The organism is Solibacillus ferritrahens (assembly GCF_037027585.1).
GTDB classification, from domain to species: Bacteria; Bacillota; Bacilli; order Bacillales_A; family Planococcaceae; genus Solibacillus; species Solibacillus ferritrahens.
On record NZ_JAXCLE010000003.1, the window covers coordinates 216,601 to 231,378 of the forward strand.

Annotated in this window: 13 protein-coding genes; 8 read left to right on the top strand and 5 right to left on the bottom strand. The window is 31.9% G+C overall.

Going from position 1 to position 14,778, the window contains the following annotated elements; genetic code table 11:
• The first annotated feature begins 98 nt into the window (after nt 1-98).
• On the top strand, nt 99-977 hold the full coding sequence (locus SNE38_RS05085; RefSeq protein WP_336046009.1) for an RES family NAD+ phosphorylase: 879 nt from the start codon (nt 99-101) through the stop codon (nt 975-977).
• Nucleotides 978-1,233: 256 nt separating this feature from the next.
• Here the strand turns inward: SNE38_RS05085 and SNE38_RS05090 are convergent, their stop codons facing one another.
• Together SNE38_RS05090 and SNE38_RS05095 are read right to left on the bottom strand one after the other, a co-directional pair.
• Nucleotides 1,234-1,881 carry a site-specific integrase gene (locus tag SNE38_RS05090; protein ID WP_336046010.1) on the bottom strand — a complete coding sequence of 216 codons (648 nt, stop codon included), beginning with the start codon at nt 1,879-1,881 and terminating at the stop codon, nt 1,234-1,236.
• 51 nt (nt 1,882-1,932) lie between these two features.
• On the bottom strand, nt 1,933-2,106 hold the full coding sequence (locus tag SNE38_RS05095) for a hypothetical protein (protein WP_336046011.1): 174 nt from the start codon (nt 2,104-2,106) through the stop codon (nt 1,933-1,935).
• Nucleotides 2,107-2,483: 377 nt separating this feature from the next.
• Here SNE38_RS05095 and SNE38_RS05100 point away from each other — a divergent pair, with 377 nt between their 5' ends.
• The 6 genes from SNE38_RS05100 (at nt 2,484) to SNE38_RS05125 (ending at nt 7,242) form a co-directional block, all read left to right on the top strand.
• Nucleotides 2,484-2,606 (top strand): hypothetical protein, encoded by a 123-nt coding sequence (locus SNE38_RS05100; RefSeq protein ID WP_336046012.1) that lies wholly within the window; start codon nt 2,484-2,486, stop codon nt 2,604-2,606.
• 522 nt (nt 2,607-3,128) lie between these two features.
• A complete protein-coding gene (locus SNE38_RS05105) occupies nt 3,129-3,488 on the top strand; it encodes a hypothetical protein (protein WP_336046013.1) in 360 nt (119 codons plus the stop codon).
• Nucleotides 3,489-3,613: 125 nt separating this feature from the next.
• Nucleotides 3,614-3,982, top strand: a complete 369-nt coding sequence (locus SNE38_RS05110; RefSeq protein WP_336046014.1) for a hypothetical protein — start codon at nt 3,614-3,616, stop codon at nt 3,980-3,982.
• 825 nt (nt 3,983-4,807) lie between these two features.
• A complete protein-coding gene (locus SNE38_RS05115) occupies nt 4,808-5,425 on the top strand; it encodes a recombinase family protein (RefSeq protein WP_336046015.1) in 618 nt (205 codons plus the stop codon).
• Nucleotides 5,426-5,655: 230 nt separating this feature from the next.
• The gene (locus tag SNE38_RS05120) at nt 5,656-6,459 is read left to right on the top strand and encodes an SMODS domain-containing nucleotidyltransferase (protein WP_336046016.1); all 804 of its coding nucleotides are present in this window, start codon (nt 5,656-5,658) and stop codon (nt 6,457-6,459) included.
• A gap of 9 nt (nt 6,460-6,468) precedes the next feature.
• Entirely contained in the window at nt 6,469-7,242 is a 774-nt protein-coding gene (locus SNE38_RS05125) for a hypothetical protein (RefSeq protein ID WP_336046017.1), read from the top strand.
• Between the two features lie 129 nt (nt 7,243-7,371).
• On the opposite strand, the gene SNE38_RS05130 is transcribed toward SNE38_RS05125, so the two are convergent.
• The 3 genes from SNE38_RS05130 to SNE38_RS05140 all read right to left on the bottom strand — a co-directional run bounded on the left by SNE38_RS05130 (nt 7,372) and on the right by SNE38_RS05140 (nt 10,208).
• Complete coding sequence (locus tag SNE38_RS05130; protein WP_336046018.1) at nt 7,372-8,292, bottom strand: P63C domain-containing protein; 921 nt, start codon at nt 8,290-8,292, stop codon at nt 7,372-7,374.
• A 343-nt stretch (nt 8,293-8,635) separates the two neighbouring features.
• Nucleotides 8,636-9,805, bottom strand: coding sequence for a tyrosine-type recombinase/integrase (locus tag SNE38_RS05135; protein ID WP_336046019.1), 1,170 nt, complete (start codon nt 9,803-9,805; stop codon nt 8,636-8,638).
• 34 nt (nt 9,806-9,839) lie between these two features.
• Nucleotides 9,840-10,208 (bottom strand): helix-turn-helix domain-containing protein, encoded by a 369-nt coding sequence (locus SNE38_RS05140; RefSeq protein WP_336046020.1) that lies wholly within the window; start codon nt 10,206-10,208, stop codon nt 9,840-9,842.
• A 2,855-nt stretch (nt 10,209-13,063) separates the two neighbouring features.
• Between SNE38_RS05140 and SNE38_RS05145 the strand changes: the two genes are divergently transcribed.
• Nucleotides 13,064-14,686: a DUF2075 domain-containing protein gene (locus SNE38_RS05145; protein ID WP_336046021.1), complete on the top strand. Its 1,623-nt coding sequence runs from the start codon at nt 13,064-13,066 to the stop codon at nt 14,684-14,686.
• Nucleotides 14,687-14,778: the final 92 nt, after the last annotated feature.

A 14,778-nucleotide genomic window follows, 5' to 3' on the forward strand; every position in this document is an offset into this window, starting at 1 on the left:
AACTTTTTTTTAGTTATTTATAACAAGTAACTAGAGGGGGGTATTCACCAAGCCGTTGTCCTCAATTCTGGCTTCATGTTTGGGGAGTAAAGGATATAATGATAGAGAGTAAAAAAATTAATTTAGAGGTGAATGTATTGAATGAGAAGGGATTTGAGAGTCAAGTCAAGTTATTATTTCAGCAATGGCAGATACTTAAAGATGATCTGTCAAATGGTGTAGTTGAATATAATGATACAGAGCAATTAATTAATAAATATACTTTTTTTAAAGTATTTGCAGATTTATTTAAAAATGCTAGCAACTTAGTAGAAATCTCTCTGTCTAATGTAAAACAAATGTATAGAGGAGTATCTGGTGAAATTGATCTTGAAAACTTTGAGAGAATGATACCCAAACTGGAGTTTGCTACAAAACATAATAGAATGAACCCACCGGGAGAGGTCTTTATTTATTTAGGTGTACTGGGGAAGGATAAAGGTAAGTCAGAAAACATAACTAAAAAAGTAGTGGTGAAAACTGTTCTAAATGAAATAAGAGCATTAAAAAATACTAAAGCAACAATATGTAAGTTTGAGGTTAATGAGTTAGCTAAGGAAAAAAAGGTACTAAATATTTGTGGAGATATTAATATTCCTGTACCAGAGGATGAGTTGGTTGATTACATATCTAGAAAAACAAGGGCAGGAAAAGATAAGGGGAAATTAGCTAGTATACTTGCTAATCTTTATTTCAATATATTTTCTAATGATCAAATTTTTAAACCTGTACACTCTAATGAAGAAGAAACAAGAAAATATGAATATGCCCCTTTTCATGCTTTAGCTAATTACATCAAGGAACAGGGGTATGCTGGAATGATGTTTAGAAGTACAGTGCATCAGAATGGAACAAATTTAGTTTTATTTGAACCTAGTGATGTTCAGGTCATAAAAGAATCAATGGAACATATTAATACTTCTGACTACATGTTTTAATGCATAGTATAATGGTTGCTAAGTAGATATTTTATATTGTAGATAATGTTGAAGGGCTACTTTACTTTCAGAGATATAATACATATTAATATCCTGTTGGTCCATGCCTCTTATAGAATTAGTAGCAATAGATTATTAATATAACTTTGAACTGTTAATCTACGTTAACCAGTAACAGAGAAAAAGTGCCAAAATACAAATGTACTTTGGCATGGATTGAGATTGAATTAACAATCATTTATACAGTTTGAAAAAATTACTTTACTAATATATCGCCTAATTCAGGGACGCAATGAATATACAAATCTATTGTTGTTTTTATATTTGTGTGACCTAAAAGTTGTTGGATAAATTCAACATCTTTTGTTTGGTAATACATGCGAGCAGCACAAGTGTGACGTAAACCGTGAACTGGAACAAGTTTTAGTGCGTGTTGAGTTTGGAATTTTTTTAACCAAGTGATTAATTTATAGTTATTGTAAAAGGTATTTTTACTGTTTGTGAAGATAAGCTGCTTTTCGCCTTGATGCTCGAGATTTTGCAACTTCAATTGCTCTGCTTGAAGCTCCTGCCATTTAAATAATGCTTGCAAAGTTTCATCATCAATATCAAGCGTTCTTTCATATTGGTTTTTCGTAACTTTAATATAAGGCTTATTCAATTGGTCAAAATCAACGGCTTGGTGAATACGGATTGTTTTGTTTTGAAGATCTATATCTTGCCATTGCAGGGCAAGAAGCTCTCCTTTGCGTAAACCTAAATTTACAAACATTAAAAAAATTGCGATTTTTGTATCATCTGTTGTTTTCAGCTTTTGAATAAATTCGTCCGATTCAATTGGGGTATAGAATAATTTTCCAATTTGATTTTTTGTACCTTTAACAGCTTTGTCCGTTGTTGTCATTAAAATGATCTCCTTTTGTGTTATCTATTATTTTTTATTCTTGTAAATTAGTTAAAAAGTGATTGATTCCCGTTTTAAAAAATCGCTTGCCTCGACTAGTTGAAATACCACTACGCCCTTGATCAATAAGCATTTATCAAAGATTTGATTAAGGTCTTCATCGAATGTAAATTCAAGCTCTGTTACAATGTTTTTTTTAAGTTTTTGTGTAACTAAGTTTTCCATTTGTTTGTTCCTCCGCAATAGATAGTAAGTGTTATTAAGCCTTGTAGGTTGCTAAAGTGTTAATACTCCACTCTATAAACTTGCAGATGAGATTATTCCAAAAAAAGTGTCGGATACATCGAATCAGCGATTATGAAGTATGCAGCGTGCTGAAGTATTAATACGATATGCTATACACTTGTAGAAAAGGTAATTCAGAAAAAAGTGTCGAATACGTAGAATCAGCTATTTATAAGCTTTCTAAGTCGGACAGAAGATAGGATTAAGATAATTAAAATTGTTTACTTCTGAATATTTGGATTAGGAGCTATTTTGTATAATTGCAAATTTAGGATACGAGGAAAATTTTAAGAAAAAGCTATACAGGGGGGACAAACATGGGTTTGAAACGTACTATAAATAGAAAATCTACACAGCCACACACCAAAGTAACTAATTTTGGATTTGATAACACGATTAAGAAAATTGATAAGGCGATTGCTCTGCTTGAACGAAAATAGCTCATTTAGTAAGCTTAAAAATTAGAAATTACTTAAAAAGTTCTTTGCGTGTATCTAAATTAATTGAAAGCGACGTTTGAGGGCATAATCCATGCAATAAACAAACACAGAAAAACCGTAGCACTCAAGACTTCGATTTAAATTAAGCAAATAGAAAAACTACGGATGATAGAACATCCGTAGTCACTTTCACTAAAAAAGTAAACCGCCCTCGCACCCAAAGCTGAATAATGATTTACTTTTCTCGCTAATCGCCCTTGAAGCACTTTTAATATACCATGAAACGAACGTTCGTTCTACTTTGTTTTCTATATTTTATATTTTCTAGTGTTGGTCGGCTGTAACTATACGTACAATTTTTCCATGGTGTTGTCTGTACCTCAGGTAAAATAAAAAAGATTAAAAACCCTCTTTTCCTATTTGTCTTGTAGAGAACGTTTAATATATTTGACAGTCAAGTATATTTAAATATCAATTTAATATCTCGATTCAAAGCATGTAGAATGGTAGTACGAACACACTATGAAAGGAGCGATTCTTTTGCAAGCACAGCAAATTAAGTACGATTTAGCAGTAGCATTACAAGACGAATTCAATACACATAACCTGTACAAGCATGTGACTCAGACGATACGAACGCTACTTGACGCTCAGTTAGATGAAAAACAATACGTAGAATGCCATTTTAATGACTATCTGGTGAAGGCTGGGGTATTAGAGCGTTCCGAAAATAAAGAACTCTCTATTATTGTTCTTGTATTTCGAGAAAATATTAACGGTGAAATATTAATTCAATTAAATATCGTTGGAAATTGGTTAATCCTGTACAATCAGCTTTCAAATGCAATAATTGAGATTATTGATTGGCGTAAAATAGAGTAGATGCAGCATATTGCATCTCTTTTTTTGCTCAAAATGGCTAGGTGTTTTACATTATGAATAAATACGAAGGGTGTATGCTGTTGTTTAAGGAATAGTATAAAGTTACTTTCTAAACAATTAAAAACATGTCTTATGGTGTAATAGAGAATATCGTGGTACATCATTTTTATAATATAATAGAAGAAACATTATATTATGGAGGCGACGGTATTATGAAAGAAGAAACAAGAGACATATTAATATATATCGCATCAGGCTTTTATTTAAGTATGCAACAAACCGCCAGATGCCTAGCTTACTTTTTTATCGTTTTCTATGTTCCGTATGTGCTCGCTCATTGGGTGATAGTAATATATGCACAGGTTGATCCGCTACAATTCATGCACGTATATGCTTATACAGTGACGCTGGCATTTCCATTAATGATAATCGTAACGCATTACATTCCAATGGAGCTAAATTTTGAAACGATGCAATTTGAGGTCGTTGACTAAATGGCTCTCAGTTGAATTGAGAATTTACTTTAAAAATAAACTTATCCATCTTAATTCATCTCATGCTTATTGGTCTTATAAGATCGGTAAGCCTTTTTTTATGATTAAATACTTTCCCTCTTCAATTTACATGTGTATTACTCGTTCGGACATTAGTATTGTAGAATCGTGAGGTGTATAGCTGTTGGTAAGGGCGAAGCAATGATGATAGCTATACGTTTTTTTCAACACTTATCGTATTTGTAATGGCATTGTCATTTGCTTTTACAAAAAAAATAAACCGCCCTCTCCGCCAAAGTTGAGTAGTGGTTTACTTTTTTTACTTTTTGCTCGCTAATCGCCTTTGAATCGATTCTGCTTGTTGCTAAGATTGCTTAGTGTACCACCACTAAACAGTCTTATTTGTTATCTCAACACACTGAATTATAGCGTAATTTTCGAATATTCTCAATCCAGTTTGAATTGAATTATTAATTTTGATGTTCTCAATCATGTATGATTTAGCCCTAGTAAAAGGTATGTTAAGTAACATTTTTCTATACCTTTTAAAAGTGAATTATGCCCGCAAAGAATCCGTGTAAAGCCTACCAGTAAACTTGCTGTCTCGATAATCTTATCTACCAGAATGATCTAGTATTTCGGTTGCGATATGGTTCACATTTTAATTATGAAATAAACGTCTATAAAACCATCGTTTAGTAGACAATTAAAAGAAGGAGCTTGAATTAACGTTTAGGCTCTCTTTTTTTATGGAATCTGTCTATAAATCCATCTATTATTATAAGCATATAAAACGTATAAGTTTATAGAAATGAGGGGTTAATTTTGCCTAGAATTATTGGTTATTGTCGTGTAAGTACTGAAGAACAGAATTTAGATATGCAGGAACAAGCAATTCAAAATTATGCAGATCAGAAAGGATTAGAGCTTGTTTTATATGTAGAGAAGGTGTCGAGCAGTAAGAATGAGCGTACAGAGTTAATCAATGCAATGAAAGCAGCTACAAAAGGTGACTTGTTCGTTGTGTATAAGCTAGATCGTTTAGCACGAAGTACAAAAGAGTTATATGAGCTAACAGACAATTTAAAAGAAAAGGAAGTAGATTTTGTATCGGTACATGATTCATTTGATACTTCAACACCAACTGGTAAAGCTATGTTTGGTATGTTAGCTGTATTTGCAGAGTTTGAACGTGATATTATTCAGCAACGTACTAAAGCAGGATTAGAGGCTGCTCGTAAGAGAGGAAAAGTGGGTGGAAGACCTGCAATTGATAAAATAACTAAGAAGCATGTTAGAGCATTATTTGAAGCAGGAGAAAGTGCTACAGATATTGCAAAGAAGTATGGGATTGGTAGGGCTACTGTATATAAAATTATTAAAGAAAGTTTAACTAAAAGAGACCAGGCGGCTACACTTTTGGGACCGATCTCTTCTTCCTGAACCAGCTCCAGCAATAAATTTTATATAACCTTCAGTAGCAGTTACTGCAAGTTGCTATTTTTTGTTTAGCCAGAGATTAGAAAAATTATAATCACTTAAAGGGGATATTTAATTTAAATAGTTATTTATTCATTTTTGGGTGATGTGTTAAAATGCAAGTTTACCGAAATAATGCGATTGTTTAAAGTACATAGTATAATGTGTTAAATAATGGAATGGGGGAATGTGGTTTGTCTGTAAATGGTTATTTAGAAAGATTGTCTAGCAGATTGGTTCTTACTGCTAGTGAAAAGGCTAGTATTGAAACATCATTAACAACTTTATCTATTCGTTTAAATTATTTTTTCAATAATGGTGAAATGAAAAGGCATTTTCAATTCGGTTCTAGTACAAGAGGAACTATTTTACCTAGAAAAGTAGATAGCGGTTCAGATATAGATTATATGATAATTTTCAAAAATCCTAATGGATTTAAACCAGAAACATTATTAAGATATTTGAAAATTTTTATGCATAAATATTATTCGACATCTGATATTTATAAAGATAGTCCGACTATGGTATTGAAACTTAATCATATTAAATTTGAACTGACTCCTGCTTTGGAGGATTGGATGGGGAACCTCTCTATTCCCTCTACCAATCCTTCGAAAACTTTCTCAGAGTGGATTCATACGGAACCAGTATCGTTCAATAAAAAATTAACAGTTGCGAATGTAAGGAGTCAGTCTAAATTAAAACCTGTGATTCGTTTGATGAAATACTGGAATAAATCTATTTTAGGAGGATATTATTCATCATTTAAACTAGAGGAATGGATTGTTGATAGATATGCGTATAGTGGTAAAAGTTCTATTAAACTGTATATTTATGAAATAATAGAAGTATTAACACCAGATTATAATTCTTCTCAAGTGTTTAAACGAAATCTAGAAAAATCTAAACAGGTTATTGCTAATTGTAAAAAGTATGAATCTATGGGGCAATTTACTCTTGCTGAAACTGAAATAAAAAAACTTTTTTCGGAATTTTAGGGGTGAAATATGAACCAAAGAATAGATTCTTTAGATAAATATTATAAAAAAATAAATAGTTTCAGTAAGTTCTCTAATGTTTTTTTTATTCTAAATGTATTTATATCTATTGTTATCGTAGGAATTGATAATAAAATGCAATATAAAGAAGTGTTAGATTATATATTTATAGCTACAATTTTGATATATTTTGTAACAGACAATTATTTAACAATATTTATGATGGCCGAGGTTGAAGAGAAGAGAAGAAAAAACCTATTGTCTAATTCATTTAATGTGCCATTAGATAATGAAAGAACTATTAACTATTATAATAATGATGTAGAGCCATCGATTGTAAAACTAGGAGTTAATGTATTTGAAAACTCGCTTTTTGGGATGCGAGTGACTCATAAAATGGTAGTGTCAGTAAGGTGGAAAATAGGGGCATTTATCTTGTTGTTCCTAATCTTGTTAGTAATGAGAGAAACTAAGCTGGAGTTTATTTCGATAGTAACACAAGTGCTTTTTGCTAGTGCTTTGCTCCCTTCATATATAAGACTTGAAAAGTTATATTATAAAAATAGGTCTACTTTTGCTGAATTGTATAATTTATTTTTACATAACAATAAAAATGAAATGGCAGATAATCCAAGGATCATTGCTAGCTTGTTGGATTATTTTGTAAAATATGAAGCTTCAAAAGCATACTCTGGAGTGAGGCAAGATAGTGAAATTTTCATTAAATTAAATAAAGAGGTAAGTGCTGAATGGGAAGAAATTAAAATTCAATTAGAAATTTAACTATTTGCCTCGAAGATTTAATATAGATTTATTGCACATAGATAAATGCTCAATATCTTAGGAGATAAGATATTGAGCATTTTTTATTATATTGTTAATGGGTAAGGAAATAAGTTATTTCAGTTTTTATTAAAATAAAGCTAGTTGTTCCGGAATGTTACGGTTAAAGGAACGGTTAAATAATTTTTCGAATTCTTCCCAACTATCACTTGCACGCATTAGTGTAGTAGTGGAGGTGATTTGCTTTTCTAAGTGATTTAATCCGACCTCTGATGATAACCATTGATGGATTTTTTCATTTTTTGATTTACGTTCACGAACTTCTCTCATTACATCATCTGGTAAAAAACTGTAGATAAATTCGTTGGTAATTTTGGCTACTGTGTGAGGTCGTTGACTGCTACCAGTATACTCCCAACCTTTTAAACGATAAATTTCTTTATAGAATTCTTCTGGGAATTTTCGTTCCCATGGTCGAAATAGTTCTTCAACATACAAATCTAATAATTTTTGTAGTGCATTTTTTTCACGTATATCTTGGTAACCTGTTATTTCATCAATTAAAGCATTAATTCCCACTTTAGAAAAAGCTAAAGTGATATTATATAGTCTATCAGCTAATTCTTTTTGATAGCTCATGCCAGGTTTATCGAAAATACCATCGTTTTTTGCTCTATAAAAAGCATCTGATAAATCTACTAATAGAGTAGCTTTGAAGGCATGGAAGTTGTTTCCTCCTTCTGGTGGTATGATTTTTTGAACTTTACCGTTACTCGTCTCTTCTAACCATGTTTTTAAATCTTCGCTTAAATAATCTTGTATATAATTAGCATTGAGCATTCGAGGTAACGCTAAAGCACCTCCTCCTTTTAATCCCATTGTTCTAGCAGTTCCTCTTAGTGAGAAAACTCGCTCACCGTTTTCAAGTACGTAACATTCTATGTTTATGTCTGTACCATTGGGTGTCCATTCTCCTTTGTGAGTAGCTTGGATAATTTCAACATTTTTTTCTTGAATGCCGTCTTGTAAATATTTATCAGAATCTATCAAAAAATCTCCTCCTTAAATAGTAGTATTATTCTACCATTTGGAATATTTTTTATAAAGTAATGGATGGTATACTCACTTAACAGGAAGGTTTCTTCAACACTTAGAAATGTGGACTTTTATTTTACGTGAAAACACATATCCTTGGGTAAAAATGAAAACTAACCCTTCAATTTATACATTAATTATTAAATAAGGCTACTGATGGCTTAGATGTAATATCATACAGTACACGGTTCACAAGTATTTCTTTACTTATTTTAAAAACCTTTTTTAAGATAGAGAAAGAAAAAGTGCCAAAATACAAATGTACTTTGGCACGAATTGAGATTCAACTAATGGTCATTTATGCAGTACGATTAAAACGTTTTACTAATATACTGCCTATTTCGGGAATGCAATGAATATACGTATCTACTGTTGTTGCCATGTCTTTGTGACCTAAGAAATGTTGAACGAATTTTATATCTTTCGTTTGATAATAGATGCGAGTAGCACAACTGTGACGTAAGCCGTGAACTGAAACAAGTTTTAGTCCTTGTTGGGTTTGGAACTTATTTAACCAAGTATTTAACTTGCTGTTAGTATAAAAAGTATTTTTATTGTTTGGGAAGATAAACTGCTTATTACCTTGATGCTCAAGACTTTGCCACTTTAATTGCTCTGCTTGGAGCTTCTGCCATTTTAATAGTGCTTGGAAAGTCTCCTCATCAATATCAAGTGTTCTTTCTAAAAAGTTTTTCGTAGCTTTAATATAAGGCTTATTCAATTCGTCCATACCAACTGCTTGATGAATATGGATTTTTTTATTTTGAAAATCAATATCTTGCCATTGCAGTGCAAGAAGCTCTCCTTTGCGTAAGCCTAAATTTACAAGCAAGAGGAAACTTGCGATTTTTGAACTATCATCTGTTGTTTTTAGTTTTTGAATAAATAAATCTATTTCATCTAATGTATAGAACAATTTATCACCTTGTGCATTGTCTCTCTTTCTCTCTTCTTTTTTTTCCCATAATCGTAAACCATCAAGTTTAAGGGGATTATTTGGAATGAAATCGTTATATTTAGCTTGTTCTAAGCATTTATTTAGTTCGATTGCTACTTTTGATGGTTTTTGTAATTTTTCTTTCCATACTTCAAAAGACCGCAAAGTATCTTGGTAAGAAATATTTTTAAGCTTTAAATCTCCGTAAAAAGGTAGGATGTGGTTTTTGAAAATCCCTTTAATTTTCCCTAAAGTACTTTTTTCGAGGGAACAATTTTGAAGGTATTCTTCATAGTAAGAATGATAGAATTGCTCAAATGTAAGGTTTGGATTGTCAGTATCATTTCGTTGTAGCATTTCTGCTTGCTTTTGGGCATAAAAAGCTTTTGCTTCAGTTTTTGTTTTAAAACCACGCTTTGTAATGTCGATTTGCTTTTTCGTATAAGGATCGATACCCCCATACATTTTCACCATATAATGAGGAACGCCTCTTTTCATATATTCTTTAACTGCTTTTTCCATTGTTGTCATTAGAATGATCTCCTTTTGTGTTTTCCATTATTTTTTATGCTTGTACATTTTTTAAAAAGTGATTGATTTCCGTTTTGGAGAATCGCTTGCTGCGACCAATTGAATTACCTTTAAGTCCTTGATCAATAAGCTTTTGTAAACTTTTATAGGAAATTCCGATATAATCGCAAGTTTCCTGAACGTTTAGCCATTCTTTAGCTTCATGCTCATTATGCTGTCCAATTGTTTCACCAAGTTTTTTTTCAAGGTTTTTATCAGGAGAAAATCCAAGCTTTTTTCCAAGGTAAGAATCAAGTTTTGTATCAAGGATTGATTCAATGTTTTTTTCAAGGATTTTTTCAAGGCTTTGTGTAATTAAGCTTTCAATTTTTTCTTCAATTGATTTTTCAATAGTTAGTTCCATTTGTTAGTTCCTCCGTAATAGGTAGTAGTGTTATTAAGTAATGAATGTTGCTAAAGTGTTAATACGACATTCTATACACTTGTAGAAAAGATGATTCCAAAAAAAGTGTCGTACACGTCCAATCGGCAGTTATAAAGAATGAAGCTTGCTGAAGCATTACTACAACACTCTATACACTTGCAGAAAAGATAATTCCAAAAAAAGTGTAGGACACATCCAATTGGCAGTTACAAAGAATGAAGCTTGCTGAAGCATTACTACAACACTCTATACACTTGCAGAAAAGATAATTCCAAAAAAGTGTAGTACACATCCAATTGGCAGTTACAAAGAATGAAGCTTGCTGAAGCATTACTACAACACTCTATACACTTGCAGAAAAGATAATTCCAAAAAAAGTGTAGTACACATCCAATCGGCAGTTATAAAGAATGAAGCTTGCTGAAGCATTACTACAACACTCTATACACTTGCAGAAAAGATAATTCCAAAAAAAGTGTGGTACGCATCCAATTGGCAGTTATAAAGAATGAAGCTTGCTTGCATTACTACGACACTCTATACACTTGCAGAAAAGATAATTCCCAAAAAAGTGTGGTACACATCCAATTGGCAGTTATAAAGAATGAAGCTTGCTTGCATTACTACGACACTCTATACACTTGCAGAAAGGAAAATTCCCAAAAAAGTGTCGAATACATAGAATCAGCTAATCATCATCTTTCTAAGTCGGGCAGAAACCAGAATTAGGATTATTCAATTGATTACTTCTAAACATTTGAATTAGGTAGCTATGGTGTTTGATTGGAAACTTTAGATTCGAGGAGAAGGATTACAGAGAGAGGTTCATCTTGTATTTTAGGGTTGGAACCGACACAAAATGTCATGGTAAGTATATGAAAGTCGATGCTAAACCATCTGAAGTAAAGAAAGTAATTCTTAGGGCGAACTAGTTACATCTATTGAGGTCTAAATACCAATTTCTTTTAATTAACAGTGTTTTTATATTCCATGATACGTGCTAATAAACGTAATGGTATTAGCGGGCTTAGAGCGAATTAATCTGTAAAGATGGCTTGTAGTAATACGACAGAAAGTAGGTTTACACATGGACTTATACCTGCCTTTAGTTCGAAGGGGGAAACGAGTGCATGTACACATATAGGAATTTGTTATACACAGTTATCATATTTCAGACGCAATTGTGGCATTCCTGCCGTAAAGCCATTGAAATTCTAAGCCAATAAATTCAAACAAATAGGGGGATATAAGAGCATTCAGATCAGCAGATACATTTGAGGTCTAAATGACTTTTTCTTTTTAATTAATAGTGTTTTGATATTCCATGGTACGTGCTAGTAAACGAAATAGAATAAGTGGGCATGGAGCGAAAGTAATTCGTAAAGCACGCTTGTAGTAGTACGATAACAGGTAGGCTTACACACGCATGAATGTACACCAATACCTGCCTCTAGTTCAAAGGAGGAAACAAGTGTGTGCACACATATAGGAATTTGTTGTACACAGTTGTCACATTTTAGACACAAATAGGACATTCCAGTTGTAAAGCCAGCTAAATTATATTCCTTTTAATTAATAGTGTTTTGTATATTTCACAATTGAAATTTGAGCCATACCGCAACCGAAATTTCAGTCTGTTTCGATGGACATGATCATTTAAGTAGCTAGTTTTGGCATGCTGGCTCCGTTAACAAATGGCTCAATATTGGGTTGCGATATACAGTTTTGATTTTATACTGCCAAATAGTTATTTAACATTTATATAACCAATATCGAAAAGGCAAAGGGTGTTTTTCGAATACTAGTGCCGCATTCATATGGAAAATGATATAAGTTATACAACAGTTAAATAACATTTATACAACATATATATAACTTATATTGAAAAAGTCATAGGGTGCTTCTCGGATGTTAGTGTCGCATTTATATGAAAAAGGACATAAGTTATATAACATTTAAACAACAATTATATAACTTATATACAACTGTTATATAAGTTTGAAGAAAATTCAATAGGGAGAGAATGACCGAAAAAACTACAATTAGATTCTTCCAATGAAAAAGCTCATTCAGAGTAAAATAATGCAATAAAGTTATATAACAATTATATAACTTATGCCAAAAACAATATAAGTTATATAACATTTATACAACTTATATCAAAAAAGCCAGAGAGGTTTCTTGAGTATTCAAGTTACATTTATAAAAATTAAGGGATAATTGTTGGAAGAAAATGACTAGGGAAACTATTAAATAATTATTCCAGTATAAATGGGGTTATATAGCTATGGAAGGACTCGACTAAAAAAACTATTATTTGATTCCTCCAAGGATTTTAGCCTAATTAAAGCCTAAAATCCGAAAAAAAAAAGATAAAAAAATCCTAAAAAAATTTAAAATTTTTTATCAAGAATCCTTTATTATCAAGAGTTGAGTGGCATTTTTACTTAGGCAATATCCCCCTAACCAATCGCTTACACGTAAAGGAAATAGTGCTTTTGAAGTCTGTTCATCTGTATAGTAATAGGTACGTTACAGTTTTGAGGATTTGGTTATTTGTGGGTATAATTTAATTCTCCGTAATCACAATTGATGAATGTAAAAGAGCTGGTACCCGCAAATTCTAATAATAAAGCTAAACGAGCAGATGAAAGCAGAAAGGGCATCTATGACTATTTCAGAAGTTTTTTATTGTGTAGATATTCCTATTACTGCTTTGTTATTATTAAAGTAGTAATTGGAATCATAGTGACTTAATACACACTGCATAGGAATCATTTTCATGTAAAATTTAAATACTTGTTGACTGGGAAAAATCATAAGTAGGTGAAAAAATGACAGCAATCGAAATCCTATCTTTGCCGTTTAAGCAAGATAGTATTAATCAAATAAGTAACAAAGAACAATATTTAAATTACCCAGTTATTTATGTGCTGAACGGCAACAAAGAGGCTTATATTGGAGAAACTGTATATTTTAAAAATCGAATGAAAGCACATTTAAAAACTCGTAAAAATATTGATCAAATCAATCTCATCAAGCATGATGAATTTAATAGATCCGCAACATTTCATTTAGAAACTAAGCTTATAAATTACTTCCTTGGTGATGAAAAATATACACTCCAAAACAAAAGTAAAACGGCTAGTGATTTTACGCACAACTATTACAACAAAGCGTACTACGATAAACAATTATTTAAAGAACTATGGCAGAAATTATATGAACAAAAGCTTGTCAATCATGAGCTGCATACAATTGAAAACAAAGACATTTTTAAATTATCACCTTTCAAAGAATTATCCTTAGAACAACTCGAATTAAAAGAAAAAGTACTCGAATTTTGTGAAAAACAAGTACAAGCAACTACATCTGAATATGGCAGCCTATTAGTGATAGAAGGTGAAGCTGGTGTAGGCAAAAGCGTTGTTTTAAGTTCAATTTTTAACACGATACAAGAACGAGCTGAAGAAGCATCTTCACCATTGTACAAGACAGAAAACTATTTAGTTGTAAACCATGAGGAGATGTATAAGACCTATAAAGGAATCGCGAAACAGGTAAAACATCTAAAGGGGAAAAACTTTTCGAAGCCAACACCATTAGTAAACACTCTTCAAAAAGAGCAGAAAAAAGCGGACATTATTTTTGTAGATGAAGCTCACTTATTGTTAACCAAACCAGATACTTATAATAATTTTCATGGAAACAATCATCTTGAGGAACTTTTAAAGCTGGCAAAAGTAGTCGTTATTATTTATGACCAAGATCAAGTACTTAAGTTGAAAAGCCTATGGGGAGCGGCTACATTAGAGCAACTAAAAAAGTTAAGCACATACCAGGAGGAATATCAGTTATCAAACCAGTTCCGTATGCAGGCAAATGATGAGGTAATTAATTGGATTAATGCATTTAAACGTAAGCAAGTGCTGCCACTACCTCATGATGAGAACTATGAATTTAAAGTGTTTGAAACGATGAAAGCTATGCACGAAAAAATAAAGGCTCAAAATCATCAATTTGGATTAAGCCGTGTCGTTTCAACATTTGATTATCTACATAAAAAAGATGGTGGCACATATTATGTGAACGAATCAAATGGCGAATACAAAATGCCTTGGAACACAACAAGTACGAAATACACTTGGGCTGAGAAACCTGAAACAATTCATGAAGCTGGCTCTATTTATACAATTCAAGGTTTTGATTTAAATTACGTTGGTGTTGTGCTTGGTCCTTCTGTACAATACGATGTTGCTAAAGATGAGATCGTTATTGATACGAGTAAGTATATGGACAAAGGTGCTTATACAGGTATGGAAGGTATTACCAAAGTAAATGAAGCAAAAGAAAAAATCGTCTTAAATTCCATCAATATTTTAATGAAGCGTGGCATTAAAGGGCTTTATATTTATGCAAGTGATGAAGCGTTGAGAAAAAAATTACTGTCATATTAAATGCAGCGGAATTTAAGTGGTTGGAATAAAGGGAGATTTTAGAGGTAAGTGCACCGTGTAGCAAATTCGCATGAAAGAGGTGATATATTGTA